The sequence below is a fragment of the Exiguobacterium sp. s143 genome (genome assembly GCF_018618895.1).
GTDB lineage: Bacteria > Bacillota > Bacilli > Exiguobacteriales > Exiguobacteriaceae > Exiguobacterium_A > Exiguobacterium_A abrahamii.
This window is the reverse complement of sequence record NZ_JACSMX010000004.1, coordinates 1-16,310: the sequence shown is the minus strand read 5'-3', so window position 1 is coordinate 16,310 and position 16,310 is coordinate 1. Positions and strand designations below refer to the sequence as shown.

Here is a 16,310-nt window from a genome sequence, read left to right as displayed (position 1 = left end):
TTTCTCAAAGATACAAAAAAAGACCCCTTCGCAAGAAAGAAGGAGGTCTTTATGAAATAAAGACGCTCTTCTTATCTCTCAAGCTTTCGCTTGCTGGATTTGGCACAGTACGAATCAAATCGTCCGCTGCCGAAACATCATTGGGCCAGTCCCTCCGTTTCTCGCGATAAAAAGAAGTCATTCAATTGTTGTAAAACACGTTTCTTACCGTACCGCATTGAGTAACGCGTGTCAACTGTACTTTACTGAAGTGCCTTTTTCAATGTTTGGACGTTTTCTTCCATCAACTTGAAATACGAGCTGTTTTGTTGCGCTTTCGTGACCGACTCTAGATTATGAATCGTCACGGATTCAGCTCCGATTTCTTTTTGGATGACACGTGCAACCTTCGGTGAGACTGTCTCTTCGAACGCGACGTATTTCAAATCATGCATCCGTGCTTCTTTCACTAAAGCGGCCAGTTGCTTTTGTGACGGTTCATCGGAAGGAGAAATTCCCGCAATCGGCAGTTGTGTGAAACCATATCGTTCTGCGAGGTAACCATAAGCGGCATGCGTAACGAGAAGTTCTTTTTTCGATCCATCAGCGACGGCTTGTTTAAATTGTTCGTCCAATTCATCAGCTTGCTGATCGAACGCTTTTAAGTTTTTTTCGAACGTTGCTTTGTCTTTTGGAGCTTCTTTTGATAAAGCGCTTGTGATCGAACGTGCCATTGCTTTTGCGTTGACAGGGTCGAGCCAGACGTGTGGATCGTATTTTCCATGGTCATGACCCTCTTCTTCATGCGCATGTTCATCCGTTGCATGATCATCGTGCCCTTCTTCTTCGTGGGCATGTTCGTCTTCTGTATGTCCTTCTTCTTCATGTGCATGAAGTGTAGCATCCGATTCTAGCAAGTTGACGTCCTTACTCGTCTCGACGAAGCGGACATCCGTGCCTTTTAGACTCTCCTGGATTTTTTTCGAATACGGCTCGAGCGTCGTACCGGTTAAGAGGAACAAGTCGCCCTTAGCAATCTCGGTGAGTTGTTTTGACGTCGGCTCGTAAGAGTGGGGGTCTGCTCCAGGTGGGACGATCATCTTGACGTTGACTTGATCCCCTCCGATTTCGCGGGCAATAGCAGCCGTCGCGAACGTTGATGCATAGACTTCTGTCTGGGTTTTATCTGAAGTCGATGAATCGGTATTCGAACCGCAAGCAGCGAGAACACTTGCACTTGCGAAAGCGACTGTTAAAGCAGGAATGATTTTTTTCATTATATGATACCTCCATTATTAAAACGTAATTATTCCGATTTGGACTTTCTCACTATAGCGGAACGCTGGTGAAGCGTCAAGTACGAATACCGAGACGTTCGACTTCTTTTAAAACGGGGTAGAAGGATAATAAAGTGAAGAAACTGGCACGTCTTTTGGAGGTGATCAAGTGAAACGTGAAACTGCATGGCTAATGGGGGGAGCTGCGTTATTGACGACGGCAGCAGCGGGAGCGAGTATCTGGAACAATTATGGTGCATTGCTTCGATGGACCGAACCCGCCTTGCCACTCACAGAAAAACAACTTGCACCGCGGACGCTCATTTATAAACAGGTGGGGGACCGCACCTTACAGCTCGATCTCTATTATCCGCCGGGGGAAGGACCGTTTCCAGTTGCCATCTACGCACACGGCGGTGCATTCGTTCGTGGAGAGCGCGATGACATGTTCTGTTTTAGTCCAATCGTCGACCGTCTGCTTGAACTCGGAGTTGCTGTTTGTAGTATCGATTATCGTTTGTTCGAAGAGGGCAGTTATTTTCCGGATAACCTCGAAGATGTACGGGATGCGTTATGTTTTTTGAACAAAGAAGCGGAGGATCTTCGCATTCTAAGAGGAAGGATGATGGTGTGGGGAGACTCAGCCGGAGCTGCACTCATGCTGACGACGGCACTTGCCCCATCTGCTTTCGTCGGTGAGCGTGATGAGCGGCACATGCCATTGATCAGTGGTGTGATCGCTTTATATCCACCGACGAACTTTTTGTTGTTTAATTTCATTCAAACTTGGATTGCCCACATTAAGTTCTATAAGGGGGGACGAGAAGAATGGCGTAAGCTGATGACGCACGTCTCACCCGTCACGCACCTAACATCGGATGCCCCGCCCATCATGCTCTTGCACGGTAAAAAAGATCCAATCGTCCCATTTTCTCAAGCCTTGCATTTCGTTGAGAAGGGAGCAGATGTCGGAGCAGATGTTCGTTTGTTTTCCTTTCCGAATGGCACCCACTCACTTGCCAGTTTCGCTCAGACGGAAAATCCGTTAAAGATCGAGCGATTGCTTGAACGAATTGAACGTTTCACCTGTCAGGTACTACTGTTGCCACCGCGACAACTTGCGAATGGAAAACATGATACAATCAGTCATATTTCTTAAATGAGGGAGACAGAGACATGACTGAAATTTGTTTAGTACGGCATGGTCAGACGGATTGGAACTTAAACGAACGGATTCAGGGAAGAGAAGATATCCCGTTGAATGCAACAGGAAGAAGACAAGCGGAACTCAGTGCCGCTTATCTATCGAATGAAAAGTGGGATGTCTTGTTAGCAAGTCCCTTGTCGCGTGCCGTTGAGACAGCAGAAATCATCGGTCGTGCTGTTGGTTTAACGATTACAGCGACAGACGAGCGACTTGTCGAACGCGAATTCGGAGCCGCTTCCGGTGAACCAGTCGCAGCGATTTACGAGGCCGTTCAAGCGAACGATACGACGCTTGTGCCGGGTCTTGAAACGGAACAAGCCATCCAGGATCGCGTGTTCGAGGCGCTACAGGAAGTGACACGCATGTATGAAGGGAAACGAATTCTAATCGTCTGTCACTCGCATACGATCAAGGCAGCATTATCATCGATTGACGCGACATTTAGTTACCGGACACCTTTGAAAAACGCGTGTGCGAATTATATCCATCATACGGATCGCTATACGATTGATCGAATCAACGTAGCGGACCACATCACGGACGAGGTCGAAAAACCTTAAGAGACGGGCGTGTTCGGATGCTCTGTCAAATATTGTTTGAACGTTTCTTTAGCGATACTTGTGATATGGGCACCACGTTTTGAACGACGATCCTTATACTCCTGAACGAGTTCTTCGCCAGCGAATCCATCTTCGACGACTTCGCGTAAGATCGATTCAGATAAATCATTTTTCATCATGACCATCTTACCTGTGAAGACATACGAGACGTTTTCGCTTAAGACAGTCCGTTCAAGAGGCGTGACGATCATCGCGGCAGGGTCATTATCAGGTCGTGAGATCGTGATTTCAATCAAAGCACGTAAATGTTTTGTGAACAATTCATCGACGATCGGCTGATCCGTCGGAGGAACGACGATTTCTGCAACCCACTGTGCCGTCTGTTCGGTACTGACCGTCAATCCGTCCTGAATGGCGACGGGAATCGTCGTATCACGTCCTGACTCATCCATTAAAATGCGTAATGTGCATAACTTAAAGGTTTTCATGAAAAAATGCCCTCCCTTGATCGCTTACGATTTTCCTACAGTATACCGTGAGGAATGTAAGACGGGAAACTTTTCCTGACGAAATTCGTATGAACTATGTTTAAATAAGACTAGATACTACTAAACAGGAGGATCGTTCATTATGCCGCAAGTACTCATTGGAATATTAGGAATCCTGGGTATCGTTCTACTTGCCCACCATATCATCATGTATTGGCATGCTGAACCGACAGACCGCCCGACGCTTGCATATCGCATTGCGCTCCTGATTGCCTGTTTGCTACTCATTAGTGGAAGTGATCATTTAATCAGTATTTTCTACGCGGATTCCTTAGCTGAATTCGGTCAACGCATCACGTATATCGTCTTCATCGGAGGTGCACTTGGCTTCGCATGGTACTTTCGTAAGAAGATGGAACAAGCGCCAACAGAAATGACACCTGTCGGAAACGAAGCAGGATTAACATGAGAAAAAGCGCCGTTCATCCCGATGGAGGAAGAACGGCGCTTTTTTGTGTCTTATTTTAACCCACTTGCCAGTCGAGTGTCCCGAATCATGTCGAGTTTGAGCTTCCAGAGACGATCGCTGAATGTGACAGCATAAATCTCTGGCAACCGCAGCCGTTTGTACTCTTCCCACAGACGACCGATCTGTGTTTCGTGGAAGTGGCGACTTTCTTCAATCGTTGGGACCGTATAGACCAGTTCTCCATCTTTGAAGATTGGTTCAAGTAACCGCTCGACCTTGAATTGTTCGATGCGATTTCGGAACGATGGGTCTCGGACGTCGATGAGATCGACAGCTTCAAGTGTCGACGGATCTTCGTCCATCAACGTCACGTAATCGCCTTTGAACTTATCCGTCACCGGATCAATGATGCGATAGACTTCTTTGATGTGAGGTGTCGTCGTCTTGGCTTTTGACGAGGATACTTTGATGACGGGTGCGAGCTCGCCATCTACTTCACGCGCGACCAGTTTATAAACCATCCCAAGAGCCGGTTGTTCGTAAGCTGTAATACCACGTGTTCCGACGAGGAATGTATTGGCTTGGGCACCTTGGATGCGTAAGTCCTGAATGACGTACTCATCGAGGTCCCCTGACAAGACGATGTCGACTTCCGGGAAGCCAGCTTCGTCAAGCATGTTACGGGCACGTTTTGACAAGTAAGATAAGTCGCCAGAATCGATCCGGATGCCACGCAGTTTATGCCCTTTGGCTTGGAGCTCCTTTGCAACCGTGATTGCATTCGGAAGACCACTCTTGAGCGTATCGTACGTATCGACGAGTAATGTCGCCTGATCCGGATAATGAGAAGCGAATGTCCGGAATGCCGTCAATTCGTCATCGTGGAATTGAATGTCAGCATGTTCCATCGTTCCACCACACGGAATGCCGAAGTCGCGTCCTGCTGAAGCAAGGCTTGTGACGTCAAAACCAGCCAGGTACGAAGCACGCGTTCCGAAGTAAGCGGCATCGATGCCTTGCGCGCGACGGGCACCAGCTTCGAGGAACTTCGCACGGGGAGCCGATTGACGAATACGTGCGTACTTCGTCGCGATGAGCGATTCGTGGTTCGCGATGTTCAGAATCGCGGTCTGTAAGAGCTTCGCTTCAAAGATGCGTGCCTCGATCCGAATCAGTGGTTCGTTCGGGAAGACGATTTCGCCTTCTTTGACACTTGAGATCGAGCCATTGAACTTGAACTGACGCAGTTCATCCTTGAACTCATCCGGGAAGCCAATCATCTCTTGCAAGTACGTGATATCTTCTTCCGTGAAACGGAGTGTTTGAATATACTCGATGATATTTTCGAGACCTGCAAAGACGACATAGCCTCCTGCGAACGGATTCGAACGGTAGTAAACATCAAAGACGGCACGTTCATTATGACGTCCTTCTTTCCAATAGATATACATCCACCGTGGTAAGTACAGATCGGTATGGAGTGCAAGATTACGTTGTAACATGACGGACAGATCCCTTCTTATTCGCCGACGACTTCTGCGCCGATCGATTGTTTAAAATGTGTAAGCGCCCACTCGTGACCAGTCGCGTTAAAGCTTGCGACCGCATCGGCATGGACGACGATACGATACCCGAGATTGTAGGCATCGACAGCTGTATGAAGGACACAAATATCCGTACAGACACCGACGAGGTGGACTTCGCGGATACCGCGTTCACGCAAGCGTAAATCAAGGTCCGTCCCGGCGAACGCACTGTAACGCGTCTTGTCGATAACGTGATCGGCGACCCGTGCCATGGCTGCGACTTTCCCGAATAGATCACGTCCATGTGTTCCGCGGATATTATGTGGCGGGAAGAGGACGGTTTCCGGGTGGAATGTATCGCCTTCTTCGTGAATATCGTTAGCGATGACTACGTAATCTTCCGTTGAAAACTCCTCCATCAACGTAGCGATCCGTTCTTCAATCGCTTGTCCTGGTTTTCCGCAAGTCAGCTTTCCTTCGTCAGCAACGAAATCGATCGTGTAATCAATGACAATCAGAGCGCGCATATGCGTAAGCCCCTTTCCGATTTTGAATTAGTGTTCTCTTTCACATTGTACTCTATCTCACACAGAAGGCAAAAGGAAGAAATCGGATACAAACAGGTATAGAGAAGTAAAAGAATGGGGTATAAGGTATAGGACGAAAATGATAGTAGAGGAGGAGAAAGGGATGGCTAGGTTGAATGAGTATGAAGTGGAAGAGCGTCTTGAGCGGTTGCAGGATTGGAGTGTCGTGGATGATGAAATCGTCCGGACTTATACACTTGCATCGTTTCCTGCGGCACTGGATTTCGTACAAGAAGTCGGAAGTATCGCTGAAAACTTGAATCATCATCCAAGGATCGTGATCGACTATAAAAACGTCACACTTGCAGCGACGACTCATGATGAAAACGGATTGACGGAAAAAGACTTTCAACTTGCGGAGGCCTGTGATGCCATCTAAACTTTCGATTACATTCGGTAGCGGTTCGTTCGTTGAACAAATTCGTTCCCGTGATGCTCATATTCGTGTCGCTAGCGGAAGCGGCGATGCCATCCTCTGGATGGAGACGGACTCGAAATCACCTTTTCAAAGTGGCAATACCTATACGTTGCTCGAATCACGTGGCAATTTTTCGGACGAAGGCAGTCTCTTCTACTGGTCGATTCCGGCAGATCAAAATAGCGGGGATCTATTCGTACATCAAGTGATGTCGAATCCGAAAGTCATCGGAGCAGAATATGGTGGCTTCCAGGCATTTCGGATTGGACGTGTCGAGAAGGGAACGGATCTTGCCTTATTGATTCAGTTCCAAGAGACAGGGGACGGAGCTCGTTATGCAAAATCAGTTGAACGTCTTACGGTAGACCAGTATGCTGAAGAGGCAGGGAAGTCGTTCGCGCCTTCTCCCGTCATGAAACGGTATCAAATCGTACCACCAACAAATGAGTGAGATGCAGGGGGACTAACAGATGAAGAAGAACTATTTTGTCGTAGCAACACTTGGTGGCGCACTTGTCGGCGCTACTTTATCACTACTGCATAAAGATACGCGCCAAGCGCAGTTTGCAGCAGTGAAACGGACATTCAGCGGCGCAGGAACACAATTGTCTGCTGTCAAACAAGATCCAAAAGGGCGCTTTGAAGAACTAAAAGCACTCTATACGGACAATCAGGAAACAATCCATAACCTGATTGACGACGTGAAGGACTTAGCAGAAGTACTTCGCAAATAAGCAAAAAAAGGACTCACGCGTGTAGCGGAGTCCTTTGAGACTGAAGACAAAGTGTAATTTTTCTCTAACGAGAAGGATTACGCTTTTTTTGTTCGTCTCGCATCGTTTTCCTGGGACAAGCATCGCGCCGCTTCGCTGCAGGATCGCTCTTGCTTGTTTTTCCCTAGGAAGCGATGTCGAGGGAACAAAATACTTCTCTACTACTTCTTCCGAGTATCAAAAGAATGACGCGTCATACGCCACTCCTACAGGAAAAAACGCGATTTTGCGCTGTCAGAGACAAACAAGACCCGTTTTCCTGCTCGAATGGAGCGGGAAAACTGGCTTGTGTCTCGCCTGAGGAAAGGGCGTGAAAAGATGCGTCATTTTTTGAGTCAGCCCTTTTATCTACAATCTGCAAGAACTCGAGTGTGTAGCGGAGTCCTTTTTGCATGCTGGTTTACAAGTAACGGAAGAATAATCCGAGTACGGCAAACGCAATGATGATATAGAAGAAGATCCGACCAAGTTGACCAGAACCGCTTACGAAGACAGGTCCACCGCTCGAACGACGACCGGTTTGGAACGGACGTGTGAATGGGACGGCACGATTACCAAAGACGAATCCAAAGAGGAATCCGAGGACGAAACCGTACAAGTGACCAAAGACAGCAACGTTCGATCCGAGCAAGGTAAAGACTGCCGTGACCGCAGTAAAGATATACACAAGACGTGTATCGTCTGCTAGGATGACCGTCCGCTTGAATCGACTCAAGTAGACATAAAAACCAAGCAAACCAAGAATGGCACCCGATGCTCCAGCTTGACCATAAAACGGTTCGTTGATTTTCGTGAAGTACGTCAAGATGTTCGCGAGCGTACCAACGAGCAAGTAAAAGGCTGCAAATCGACCATGACCAATCATCCGCTCAAGCGGTGGAGCGAAGATGACGAGAGCAAACGTATTGAACGCAATGTGCCAAAAATCGTAATGCAAGAACGTTGCTGTGACGACACGCCACCATTCACCTTGTTCGATTAATAGATTGATGGATGCCCCTGCATTTAGAGGAGAGAATGTCAGATTAAGGAGTGGGCCCAACTGTTCGATGACAAACAGGGCAACTTGGATTAAAATGAACAACGAAACGACCGGATAAGAACGTGTGAACGTTTGTAGGTTTTCCGTTCGACTAAACATGACAACACCTCGCTTCATCTTCATTCTATATGAAGATGGCGAAGAATAGAACTGTGGAGGCGTCTCAGATGATTTATGGAATTGGAATCGATTTGGTCGAACTGAATCGAATCGAGCAAACGCTCGAGCGACAGCCACGTTTTGCTGGGAGAATCTTAACCCAGGCAGAGCAGGAACGATTTCAATCGCTCTCGGGACATCGTCGCATCGAGTATCTCGCTGGACGTTTCGCCGCAAAGGAAGCGTTCGTCAAAGCATTCGGAACTGGCGTCGGAAAAGAAGTCTCTTGGCAAGACGTTGAAGTCTTAAACGATGAGACGGGGCGACCGATCATGAGTGGACCATTCGATGGCGTCATCCACGTCTCGATCACACATTCTGAGCATTATGCATCTGCGCAAGTCTTATTAGAGAAGAGGGAATGGGATGTACCGACCAACTTGGATTGAAATCGATCGGGAAGCGATCGCACATAATATACGCGAAATCAAAACACGGATGGGCGAGCAACAGGTGATGGCAGTCGTCAAAGCGGACGGCTATGGTCACGGGGCAGTGACAGTCGCTGAAATCGCTCTTGAGAACGGAGCCGACTTACTCGCTGTCGCACTCCTTGAAGAAGCGATTGAGTTACGAGAAGCGGGCATCCAAGCACCGATTCTGATGCTTGAAGCCTTACTACCAGAACATGCACCAGTCGCTTCGAATTATGATGTCGCCGTTCCTGTCTTTTCAGCCGATTGGCTTCAGGAAGCGAAACGTCATTTGACGGAAATCGATCATCTCCGCTTGCATATCAAGATCGATACGGGAATGGGACGACTCGGACTACAACATGTCGATGAGTTGAAGCGAATTCTTGCTGAGTGCGATGATGATCTCGTCGAACTCGAAGGCATCTATACGCATTTCGCGACTGCTGACGAGCTGAACAGTCAGTTATTCGAGCGCCAGCTCAAGACGTTTTTATCGTATGTCGCACTAGTACCGGATATCCGTTACGTCCACTGTGCCAATTCGGCGGCAGCGATTCGCTTAGCAGGTCAAGCGCCGTTTAACGTCGTACGAGTCGGTATCGCGTTATACGGGGTGATGCCGTCGGATGAGATGGCAGGACATTACGAGTTCTTAAAACCAGCGTTTTCACTGAAAAGTCGTTTGATGCAGGTCAAACAAGTCGAGCCGGGTCAAACGATCAGTTACGGAGCGACTTATACAGCGCCGACGGATGAATGGATCGGTACCGTTCCGATTGGTTACGCGGATGGCTGGTCACGCAAGTTCCAAGGCTATTCGTTGATCGTAGACGGTCTGCCGTGCGAAATCGTCGGTCGTGTCTGCATGGATCGGCTCATGATTCGTTTACCTCGGGAATATCCGATTGGGACGGAAGTCATCTTGATTGGAGAAGGGGCACCAATCGAGGAAGCAGCCCATTGGCTCGGGACGATCAACTATGAAGTTCTGTGTCAATTCTCGAAGCGTGTTCCGCGTCAATGATTCGTACAAGACATCAATAAGATGGCAAAAATATGTTATTTGTTTGAATTTTGATTGTATTTTCTGAATTCGACTGATATATTGAAGTAGAAAGTGAGTCGTTCGTTAAGGTTTCAGTGAATCTGGAGGTGCCATTATCTTGGTCCAACAACGGGAAATGCAGTTTGTTGAGCGAAATGTAGCGAAGGAGACGATTGGGATGAAGTCGAACCATACGACCGAAGAACGCAAGCGTCAGCTACGTGAGGAATTGAAGCGTGGTTACGAAGAAATGGCAGCAATCAATTTATCGATCGTTGGCGAAATGTTCCAGATTGAAACGGAGGCGGAGTTCTCACTCCTACGTCAAGTAAGCGGGGTGTAAGCTTTGATAGTCAAACGTGGCGACGTGTTTTATGCAAATTTGTCACCTGTGGTCGGATCGGAACAAGGGGGAGTTCGTCCCGTGCTTGTTCTACAAAATGATATTGGTAACCGATTCAGCCCGACAGTCATCGTGGCTGCGATCACGGCACAGATCGACAAAGCCAAACTACCGACCCATGTGGAAGTATATCGAGAGCGACACGGATTAGAACGTGATTCGGTCATCTTACTTGAGCAAATCCGGACAATTGATAAACGCCGTCTAACGGATAAAGTCACACATCTAGATCCAGACACGATGATGAAGGTAAATAGTGCCGTCGCAATCAGCTTAGGCTTGGTTGATTTTTAGGCACTTACATAGAAGCGCAACACAAGAAGAGTCGATACTAGCGTATGCGACTTTTTTTGACCTCTTTTTTTATAAAATAGGTTTTAAAGTTTTCACTTCGGGGAAACATACCCAAGTGACCTTTTTATAAAGGGATGAGGTAGGATGAATAGCAAGACCACATAGACAGATTTTCCTTGAGGAGGAACTTGAAGATGGATTTAACAATTAAAACAGAGCAGCTTGACGGTCAGACGCATCTTTATATCGCAGGTGAGATTGATACGTATACAGCACCAAAGCTTCGCCAAGAACTAGTCCCGGCAGTTGAAACAAACGATGTCGTCGTCCATTTGGACGAAGTACACTACATGGATTCGACAGGTCTCGGCGTGTTCGTCGGAGCGCTCAAAGCAGCGAAAAAGAACGGTACATCGTTCACGCTCGTCGGCGTTTCTGAACGCATCCGTCGTCTATTCGAAATCACAGGTCTTTCAAGCATCATTACAATTGATAGTGGTGTAAGAGGTGGAACGCAATGAAGAACGAACAACTAAACATGACATTACCGGCAAAACCGGAATATGTAGCCATTGCTCGTTTGACGGTTTCAGGCGTCGCGAACCGGATGGGATATACGTATGATGACATCGAAGATATCAAGATCGCTGTCTCGGAAGCATGCGCGAACGCTGTTCAACATGCGTACGAAGGAAAAGAAGATGGTAGCATCGCCTTGACATGTAACGTCTATCCAGATGATCGTCTCGAGATTGTCGTCAAGGATAACGGCATTACGTTCGATAAAGATGAGGTCAAACGCCAAAGTGAACCGATTACGGATGCACACGATCTCGATTCCTTGCATGAAGGAGGACTCGGCATCTTGATGATCGAAGCATTGATGGATCAAGTAACGATCGAGAAAGCGAACGGCGTCACTGTCCATATGACAAAATATATGAATAGAGATGAGGTGGGTCAAAGTGCCAGCAAAGTCTCAACAACGCCATCACAGTGATGATGAAGTACTTCGACTGATTGATTTGTATCAGCAGGACGACCAAGATGAGGAAGTGCATGCGGCATTACTCGAGCGTTATTCAGACTTGGTAGAAGCTTTGGCCCGGAAGTTCTCGCGTGGTCGACCGATTCATGACGATCTCGTTCAGGTCGGTATGATTGGGTTGCTCGCAGCGCTTCGCCGCTTCGATAAAGAATTCGGTCGCAGTTTTGAGTCGTTTGCTGTTCCGACGATCATCGGTGAAATCAAACGTTTCATCCGCGATAAGACATGGAGCGTCCACGTTCCACGTCGCATTAAGGAACTCGGACCGAAAATCAAGAAAGCAGTGGAAGAATTGACGACGGAGTTGCAACGCTCTCCGCGCATTGATGAAATTGCTGCGCGTCTTGAAGTATCGGAAGAGGAAGTCCTCGAAACACTTGAGATGGGTAAAAGCTATCAAGCATTATCCGTCGATAGTTCGATTGAGGCAGATCAGGAAGGTAGTACCGTTACGTTACTCGACCTCGTCGGGAATCAAGAAAACGGCTACGACTCCGTCGATCAGCGTCTGATTCTTGAAAAGGCATTTGCTGTCTTAACGGACCGCGAACGTTCGATTCTCGAATGTGCCTACTACCGCAATATGAGTCAAAAAGAAACGGGCGAATTACTCGGCATTTCACAAATGCACGTTTCCCGTCTCCAACGACGTGCTTTGCAGAAGTTACGTGAAGCGATCAAAGTCGAACCAAATGAAGTATTCTCAAAAGACTGACCTTGTGTCAGTCTTTTTTCTTTTCCATGCGTTCTTCGGTATAATGAATGAGAGGTGAAGCAGATGGAAAAGAGAATCGCAAGTGAATTGAATGTACGTCCTGCGCAAGTGAAGGCAGTCTTACAATTGACGGAAGAAGGCGGTACGATTCCGTTCATCGCCCGCTACCGAAAAGAACAGACAGGTGAACTCGATGAGGTCGCGATCAAAGCGATTCTTGATCGACATAAACAATTAACACAACTTGAAAGTAGACGGAGTGACGTCCTTGAAAAAATCGAGGAGCAAGGTGCATTGACGCCGGAACTCCGTCGAACGCTCGAGGAAGCGACGACGTTACAACAAGTCGAAGATATCTATTTACCGTTTCGACCAAAACGTCGGACAAAGGCGGAAATTGCACGGGAAGCAGGGCTTGCACCACTTGCTGACTGGTTCCGCGACAAGTCTGCTTATGATGAAGCGACATTCCATCGCTTGAGCAATGGGCTGGATCCGGAAGAAGCTCTTACCGGGGCACAATCGATCATTGCCGAGGAGTGGGGCGAACAAGCGACGGTGCGTGAGTTCATTCGTAAGCAAATGCGCCGTTCAGCAGAAATCGTTACGAAACAGAAAAAGGATGCAGTCGATGAAAAAGGTGTATTTGCACAGTATTATGCCTACAGTGAACGGATTCAACAGATCGTTCCGCACCGGATTCTTGCGATTAACCGTGCGGAAGCATTGAAAATCGTCTCTGTGAAAGTCGTGTTAGAGGAACAGCAGGTTTTACCAACATTGCTTCGTTCATACGCACAACTGGCGCCAAAGAAACGCGATATCGTCGAAGCGGCGATCACGACGGGCTATAAAAAATCCGTCTTCCCTGCCATCGAACGAGAAATTCGCAATGAACTGACGGAAAAGGCAGAGCTCCAAGCAATCGACGTCTTTGGTAAGAACCTCCGCCAACTCTACATGCAGCCACCGATGAAAGGGAAAGTCATGTTGGGACTGGATCCGGCTTACCGGACAGGATGTAAGTGGGCAGTCATCGATCCGACAGGTGAAATGAAGGAAGTCGGCGTCATCTACGTGACGATGTCAGAACAAAAAGCAAAAGAAGCACGCCAAACTCTTTCGCAGCTCGTCGATACATACGGGATCGAATTGATTGCAATCGGCAATGGTACAGCTTCGCGGGAAACAGAAGCATTCGTTGCGGACTGGATGCAGGGGCAAAAAGATATCGCCTTTACGATCGTCGACGAGGCAGGGGCAAGTATTTATTCTGCTTCAGAGATTGCCCGGACGGAGTTTCCGGAGCTTCAAGTCGAACAACGATCCGCGATTTCGATTGCGCGTCGCCTGCAAGATCCACTGGCTGAACTCGTCAAAGTCGACCCGCAGTCTGTCGGAGTCGGTCAATATCAACATGATGTCTCGCAAACGAAACTGAAGGAGACACTTGATTTCGTCGTCGAGACGGTCGTCAACCAAGTCGGAGTTGATGTTAATACAGCGTCAGAACCGCTTTTGAGTTATGTCGCAGGAATCACGAAAGCGACGGCGAAAAAAATCGTCGAACGTCGCTCGGAACTTGGAACGTTCAAGACGCGTCAGGAATTATTGAAAGTTCCTCGTCTTGGTGCAAAGGCATATGAACAGGCTGCAGGATTCCTGCGAATTCTAGAAGGTACGCATCCGCTCGACCGGACGCCGATTCATCCAGAGCAGTACAAAACAGTCGAGAAGTTGTTCAAGACATTAGGCTTAACACTTGATCAAGTTGGAACGGATACGGTGCGGGAACAATTGTCTACATTGTCATTACCGAAGATGGCACAGACGCTCGAGATCGGAGAACCGACATTACGTGATATCATCGAAGCGTTACAACGTCCGGGTCGTGATCCACGGGAAGCGCTCGATAAACCGTTGCTTCGCCAAGATGTTCTATCGATGGATATGATCCAAGTCGGGATGGAGTTCCAAGGGACGGTCCGGAATGTTCTTGATTTTGGTGCGTTCGTTGATATCGGAGTGAAAGAGAATGGCTTGATTCATATCTCGAAGCTTAGTCGTAAGCGTGTCAAACATCCACTTGATGTCGTCGCTGTCGGGGATATCGTGACGGTATGGGTGACGAATGTTGAACCAGAGCGGGGACGCATTGGTTTGACACTGGTTCCGCCGAAATGACGAATGAACAATTACAACGATACGTCGAGCAACTTTCGCTCGACGTATTTTCCTTACCGTTTCGACATGAAGCTTATTTTAATCCACGACTGAAGACGACAGGTGGTCGCTACTTCTTAGGCGATCACCATTTAGACTTCAATAAACGATATATCGATGACATGAAAGTCTTCCGCGGAATCGTGATTCATGAACTATGTCACTATCATTTACATCTAACAGGAATGGGACACCGTCATCAAGATCAAGACTTCAAGGAATGGTTAGAGCGCTATGGTGGGCTTCGATACAGTCCCAGAAGACAAGAAGACGAAAAAAAATCCTATCTTTATGAATGTGAGAAATGCAGCACATTATATAGAAGGAAAAGACGCATGAATACGGAAAGATATCGATGTGGTCGGTGTCGTGGAAAGATTTTTTACAAAAGTAGTTGACGTTCATTTCGGAGCATGATAAATTATAGAAGTCGTCAAAACGACAGCAACTAAACAACTTATCGTCGCTAAAAACTTTTTTAAAAAAGCATTGACGGAAAGAAAAAAAGTTGCTACTATATAAAAGTGTTCCGAACAGAACGTAACGTTCCGCAATAGCTCAGCGGTAGAGCAACCGGCTGTTAACCGGTAGGTCGTAGGTTCAAATCCTACTTGCGGAGCCATTCTTTTGGAGATGTACCCAAGTGGCTATAAGGGGCGCCCCTGCTAAGGGTGTAGGCCGGGAAACTGGTGCGAGGGTTCGAATCCCTCCATCTCCGCCAGACCTCTTATGTGAAAATGTTTCTTGAGAATAATTATTAATTACGATATGGCCCGTTGGTCAAGCGGTTAAGACACCGCCCTTTCACGGCGGTAACACGGGTTCGAATCCCGTACGGGTCACCATATGGAGGATTAGCTCAGCTGGGAGAGCACCTGCCTTACAAGCAGGGGGTCGGCGGTTCGATCCCGTCATCCTCCACCATTTCTTTTTAAAGAGTTGTTTACAACTTCAAATTGCGGTCCTGTGGTGTAGCGGTTAACATGCCTGCCTGTCACGCAGGAGATCGCGGGTTCGAATCCCGTCAGGACCGCCATTTTTGGGCTGTAGCCAAGTGGTAAGGCACTGGATTTTGATTCCAGCACGCGAAGGTTCGATCCCTTCCAGCCCAGTTTTTATGTGTCATTAGCTCAGTTGGTAGAGCATCTGACTTTTAATCAGAGGGTCGCAGGTTCGAATCCTGCATGACACACCATTTTTAATTTCATATTTGCGGTCGTGGCGGAATCGGTAGACGCGCTAGGTTGAGGGCCTAGTGGTGGCAACATCGTGGAGGTTCAAGTCCTCTCGACCGCACCATATCGCACCCTTAGCTCAGCTGGATAGAGTACTTGACTACGAATCAAGGGGTCGGGAGTTCGAATCTCTCAGGGTGCACCATATTTTGTTTGCTTTGACGGGCCTATAGCTCAGCTGGTTAGAGCGCACGCCTGATAAGCGTGAGGTCGGTGGTTCGAGTCCACTTAGGCCCACCATTTTCAAAACAAACAATGACGAACTTTGAAAACTGAACGATGAGGCAAAAATCGTATTCTACGGAATACAAAAACGAATGAAGCGCAAGCTTCGTCAATCGTGACTTCGGTCACAAAAACGAGCAAGTCAAACACTTCATGGAGAGTTTGATCCTGGCTCAGGACGAACGCTGGCGGCGTGCCTAATACATGCAAGTCGAGCGCAG

General features: G+C 47.8%; 20 protein-coding genes, 10 tRNA genes, 1 rRNA gene and 1 riboswitch. Of the genes, 26 read left to right on the top strand and 5 right to left on the bottom strand.

Annotated elements, in window-relative coordinates; all coding sequences use genetic code 11:
* Nucleotides 1-68: 68 nt before the first annotated feature.
* A riboswitch (SAM riboswitch) is annotated at nt 69-173 on the bottom strand.
* A 69-nt stretch (nt 174-242) separates the two neighbouring features.
* Complete coding sequence (locus KNQ03_RS13045) at nt 243-1,256, bottom strand: metal ABC transporter solute-binding protein, Zn/Mn family (RefSeq protein WP_214725074.1); 1,014 nt, start codon at nt 1,254-1,256, stop codon at nt 243-245.
* A gap of 169 nt (nt 1,257-1,425) precedes the next feature.
* Here KNQ03_RS13045 and KNQ03_RS13040 point away from each other — a divergent pair, with 169 nt between their 5' ends.
* Together KNQ03_RS13040 and KNQ03_RS13035 are read left to right on the top strand one after the other, a co-directional pair.
* Entirely contained in the window at nt 1,426-2,415 is a 990-nt protein-coding gene (locus tag KNQ03_RS13040) for an alpha/beta hydrolase (RefSeq protein ID WP_214725072.1), read from the top strand.
* A gap of 17 nt (nt 2,416-2,432) precedes the next feature.
* Nucleotides 2,433-3,023, top strand: coding sequence for a histidine phosphatase family protein (locus KNQ03_RS13035; protein ID WP_058705196.1), 591 nt, complete (start codon nt 2,433-2,435; stop codon nt 3,021-3,023).
* Here KNQ03_RS13035 and KNQ03_RS13030 read toward each other — a convergent pair.
* A complete protein-coding gene (locus KNQ03_RS13030) occupies nt 3,020-3,511 on the bottom strand; it encodes a YwpF family protein (RefSeq protein ID WP_023469634.1) in 492 nt (163 codons plus the stop codon). The genes KNQ03_RS13035 and KNQ03_RS13030 overlap by 4 nt on opposite strands.
* Nucleotides 3,512-3,653: 142 nt before the next feature.
* On the opposite strand from KNQ03_RS13030, the gene KNQ03_RS13025 reads away from it, so the two are divergent.
* Nucleotides 3,654-3,980, top strand: a complete 327-nt coding sequence (locus KNQ03_RS13025) for a hypothetical protein (RefSeq protein WP_029342848.1) — start codon at nt 3,654-3,656, stop codon at nt 3,978-3,980.
* 50 nt (nt 3,981-4,030) lie between these two features.
* On the opposite strand, the gene KNQ03_RS13020 is transcribed toward KNQ03_RS13025, so the two are convergent.
* Together KNQ03_RS13020 and KNQ03_RS13015 are read right to left on the bottom strand one after the other, a co-directional pair.
* On the bottom strand, nt 4,031-5,482 hold the full coding sequence (locus KNQ03_RS13020) for a nicotinate phosphoribosyltransferase (RefSeq protein WP_029342847.1): 1,452 nt from the start codon (nt 5,480-5,482) through the stop codon (nt 4,031-4,033).
* 17 nt (nt 5,483-5,499) lie between these two features.
* On the bottom strand, nt 5,500-6,033 hold the full coding sequence (locus KNQ03_RS13015; protein ID WP_050678478.1) for a cysteine hydrolase family protein: 534 nt from the start codon (nt 6,031-6,033) through the stop codon (nt 5,500-5,502).
* Between the two features lie 163 nt (nt 6,034-6,196).
* Between KNQ03_RS13015 and KNQ03_RS13010 the strand changes: the two genes are divergently transcribed.
* The 3 genes from KNQ03_RS13010 to KNQ03_RS13000 are packed head-to-tail and all read left to right on the top strand — an operon-like array spanning nt 6,197 to nt 7,245.
* Nucleotides 6,197-6,472, top strand: a complete 276-nt coding sequence (locus tag KNQ03_RS13010) for a 4a-hydroxytetrahydrobiopterin dehydratase (RefSeq protein WP_023469630.1) — start codon at nt 6,197-6,199, stop codon at nt 6,470-6,472.
* Entirely contained in the window at nt 6,462-6,962 is a 501-nt protein-coding gene (locus KNQ03_RS13005) for a hypothetical protein (protein WP_023469629.1), read from the top strand. Before KNQ03_RS13010 ends, KNQ03_RS13005 begins: the two co-directional genes overlap by 11 nt.
* 19 nt (nt 6,963-6,981) lie before the next feature.
* Complete coding sequence (locus tag KNQ03_RS13000; RefSeq protein ID WP_023469628.1) at nt 6,982-7,245, top strand: hypothetical protein; 264 nt, start codon at nt 6,982-6,984, stop codon at nt 7,243-7,245.
* Between the two features lie 439 nt (nt 7,246-7,684).
* Here KNQ03_RS13000 and KNQ03_RS12995 read toward each other — a convergent pair whose 3' ends face one another.
* Nucleotides 7,685-8,425 carry a rhomboid family intramembrane serine protease gene (locus tag KNQ03_RS12995; RefSeq protein WP_064300646.1) on the bottom strand — a complete coding sequence of 247 codons (741 nt, stop codon included), beginning with the start codon at nt 8,423-8,425 and terminating at the stop codon, nt 7,685-7,687.
* Between the two features lie 68 nt (nt 8,426-8,493).
* Here KNQ03_RS12995 and acpS point away from each other — a divergent pair, with 68 nt between their 5' ends.
* From acpS to KNQ03_RS12895, 20 genes are all read left to right on the top strand, one after another.
* A complete protein-coding gene (gene acpS / locus KNQ03_RS12990; protein ID WP_050679019.1) occupies nt 8,494-8,874 on the top strand; it encodes a holo-ACP synthase in 381 nt (126 codons plus the stop codon).
* Nucleotides 8,852-9,925: an alanine racemase gene (gene alr / locus KNQ03_RS12985; RefSeq protein ID WP_214725070.1), complete on the top strand. Its 1,074-nt coding sequence runs from the start codon at nt 8,852-8,854 to the stop codon at nt 9,923-9,925. Before acpS ends, alr begins: the two co-directional genes overlap by 23 nt.
* A gap of 139 nt (nt 9,926-10,064) precedes the next feature.
* The gene (locus KNQ03_RS12980) at nt 10,065-10,289 is read left to right on the top strand and encodes a hypothetical protein (RefSeq protein WP_023469624.1); all 225 of its coding nucleotides are present in this window, start codon (nt 10,065-10,067) and stop codon (nt 10,287-10,289) included.
* Between the two features lie 3 nt (nt 10,290-10,292).
* Nucleotides 10,293-10,643 (top strand): type II toxin-antitoxin system PemK/MazF family toxin, encoded by a 351-nt coding sequence (locus tag KNQ03_RS12975; RefSeq protein ID WP_023469623.1) that lies wholly within the window; start codon nt 10,293-10,295, stop codon nt 10,641-10,643.
* Between the two features lie 194 nt (nt 10,644-10,837).
* The gene (locus tag KNQ03_RS12970) at nt 10,838-11,164 is read left to right on the top strand and encodes an STAS domain-containing protein (RefSeq protein WP_023469622.1); all 327 of its coding nucleotides are present in this window, start codon (nt 10,838-10,840) and stop codon (nt 11,162-11,164) included.
* On the top strand, nt 11,161-11,643 hold the full coding sequence (rsbW, locus tag KNQ03_RS12965) for an anti-sigma B factor RsbW (RefSeq protein ID WP_023469621.1): 483 nt from the start codon (nt 11,161-11,163) through the stop codon (nt 11,641-11,643). Before KNQ03_RS12970 ends, rsbW begins: the two co-directional genes overlap by 4 nt.
* Nucleotides 11,609-12,406 carry an RNA polymerase sigma factor SigB gene (sigB, locus tag KNQ03_RS12960; protein WP_023469620.1) on the top strand — a complete coding sequence of 266 codons (798 nt, stop codon included), beginning with the start codon at nt 11,609-11,611 and terminating at the stop codon, nt 12,404-12,406. Before rsbW ends, sigB begins: the two co-directional genes overlap by 35 nt.
* Nucleotides 12,407-12,469: 63 nt before the next feature.
* Nucleotides 12,470-14,590 (top strand): Tex family protein, encoded by a 2,121-nt coding sequence (locus tag KNQ03_RS12955; RefSeq protein ID WP_214725068.1) that lies wholly within the window; start codon nt 12,470-12,472, stop codon nt 14,588-14,590.
* The gene (locus tag KNQ03_RS12950) at nt 14,587-15,027 is read left to right on the top strand and encodes a SprT family protein (RefSeq protein ID WP_214725066.1); all 441 of its coding nucleotides are present in this window, start codon (nt 14,587-14,589) and stop codon (nt 15,025-15,027) included. Before KNQ03_RS12955 ends, KNQ03_RS12950 begins: the two co-directional genes overlap by 4 nt.
* A gap of 149 nt (nt 15,028-15,176) precedes the next feature.
* Nucleotides 15,177-15,251 (top strand) — tRNA-Asn (locus tag KNQ03_RS12945).
* A gap of 7 nt (nt 15,252-15,258) precedes the next feature.
* Nucleotides 15,259-15,350: transfer RNA gene (locus KNQ03_RS12940), tRNA-Ser, on the top strand.
* Between the two features lie 49 nt (nt 15,351-15,399).
* Nucleotides 15,400-15,474: transfer RNA gene (locus KNQ03_RS12935), tRNA-Glu, on the top strand.
* Between the two features lie 3 nt (nt 15,475-15,477).
* Nucleotides 15,478-15,553 (top strand) — tRNA-Val (locus tag KNQ03_RS12930).
* 36 nt (nt 15,554-15,589) lie between these two features.
* Nucleotides 15,590-15,665: transfer RNA gene (locus KNQ03_RS12925), tRNA-Asp, on the top strand.
* 4 nt (nt 15,666-15,669) lie between these two features.
* A tRNA-Gln gene (locus tag KNQ03_RS12920) sits at nt 15,670-15,741 on the top strand.
* A gap of 7 nt (nt 15,742-15,748) precedes the next feature.
* Nucleotides 15,749-15,824, top strand: a tRNA-Lys gene (locus KNQ03_RS12915).
* A 17-nt stretch (nt 15,825-15,841) separates the two neighbouring features.
* A tRNA-Leu gene (locus KNQ03_RS12910) sits at nt 15,842-15,928 on the top strand.
* A gap of 4 nt (nt 15,929-15,932) precedes the next feature.
* A tRNA-Arg gene (locus tag KNQ03_RS12905) sits at nt 15,933-16,009 on the top strand.
* 18 nt (nt 16,010-16,027) lie between these two features.
* A tRNA-Ile gene (locus KNQ03_RS12900) sits at nt 16,028-16,104 on the top strand.
* Between the two features lie 135 nt (nt 16,105-16,239).
* A 16S ribosomal RNA gene (locus KNQ03_RS12895) occupies nt 16,240-16,310 on the top strand; the annotation flags it as partial.

Bases quoted from the DNA above. Each gene is read 5' to 3' on its own strand.
- KNQ03_RS13015 (WP_050678478.1), bottom strand. From the start codon at position 6,033: ATGCGCGCTCTGATTGTCATTGATTACACGATCGATTTCGTTGCTGAC.
- KNQ03_RS12955 (WP_214725068.1), top strand. From the start codon at position 12,470: ATGGAAAAGAGAATCGCAAGTGAATTGAATGTACGTCCTGCGCAAGTG.
- KNQ03_RS13000 (WP_023469628.1), top strand. From the start codon at position 6,982: ATGAAGAAGAACTATTTTGTCGTAGCAACACTTGGTGGCGCACTTGTC.
- alr (WP_214725070.1), top strand. From the start codon at position 8,852: ATGTACCGACCAACTTGGATTGAAATCGATCGGGAAGCGATCGCACAT.
- KNQ03_RS12950 (WP_214725066.1), top strand. From the start codon at position 14,587: ATGACGAATGAACAATTACAACGATACGTCGAGCAACTTTCGCTCGAC.
- acpS (WP_050679019.1), top strand. From the start codon at position 8,494: ATGATTTATGGAATTGGAATCGATTTGGTCGAACTGAATCGAATCGAG.
- KNQ03_RS13005 (WP_023469629.1), top strand. From the start codon at position 6,462: ATGCCATCTAAACTTTCGATTACATTCGGTAGCGGTTCGTTCGTTGAA.
- KNQ03_RS13035 (WP_058705196.1), top strand. From the start codon at position 2,433: ATGACTGAAATTTGTTTAGTACGGCATGGTCAGACGGATTGGAACTTA.
- KNQ03_RS13030 (WP_023469634.1), bottom strand. From the start codon at position 3,511: ATGAAAACCTTTAAGTTATGCACATTACGCATTTTAATGGATGAGTCA.
- KNQ03_RS13025 (WP_029342848.1), top strand. From the start codon at position 3,654: ATGCCGCAAGTACTCATTGGAATATTAGGAATCCTGGGTATCGTTCTA.
- KNQ03_RS13020 (WP_029342847.1), bottom strand. From the start codon at position 5,482: ATGTTACAACGTAATCTTGCACTCCATACCGATCTGTACTTACCACGG.
- KNQ03_RS12970 (WP_023469622.1), top strand. From the start codon at position 10,838: ATGGATTTAACAATTAAAACAGAGCAGCTTGACGGTCAGACGCATCTT.
- rsbW (WP_023469621.1), top strand. From the start codon at position 11,161: ATGAAGAACGAACAACTAAACATGACATTACCGGCAAAACCGGAATAT.
- KNQ03_RS13010 (WP_023469630.1), top strand. From the start codon at position 6,197: ATGGCTAGGTTGAATGAGTATGAAGTGGAAGAGCGTCTTGAGCGGTTG.
- KNQ03_RS12995 (WP_064300646.1), bottom strand. From the start codon at position 8,425: ATGTTTAGTCGAACGGAAAACCTACAAACGTTCACACGTTCTTATCCG.
- KNQ03_RS13045 (WP_214725074.1), bottom strand. From the start codon at position 1,256: ATGAAAAAAATCATTCCTGCTTTAACAGTCGCTTTCGCAAGTGCAAGT.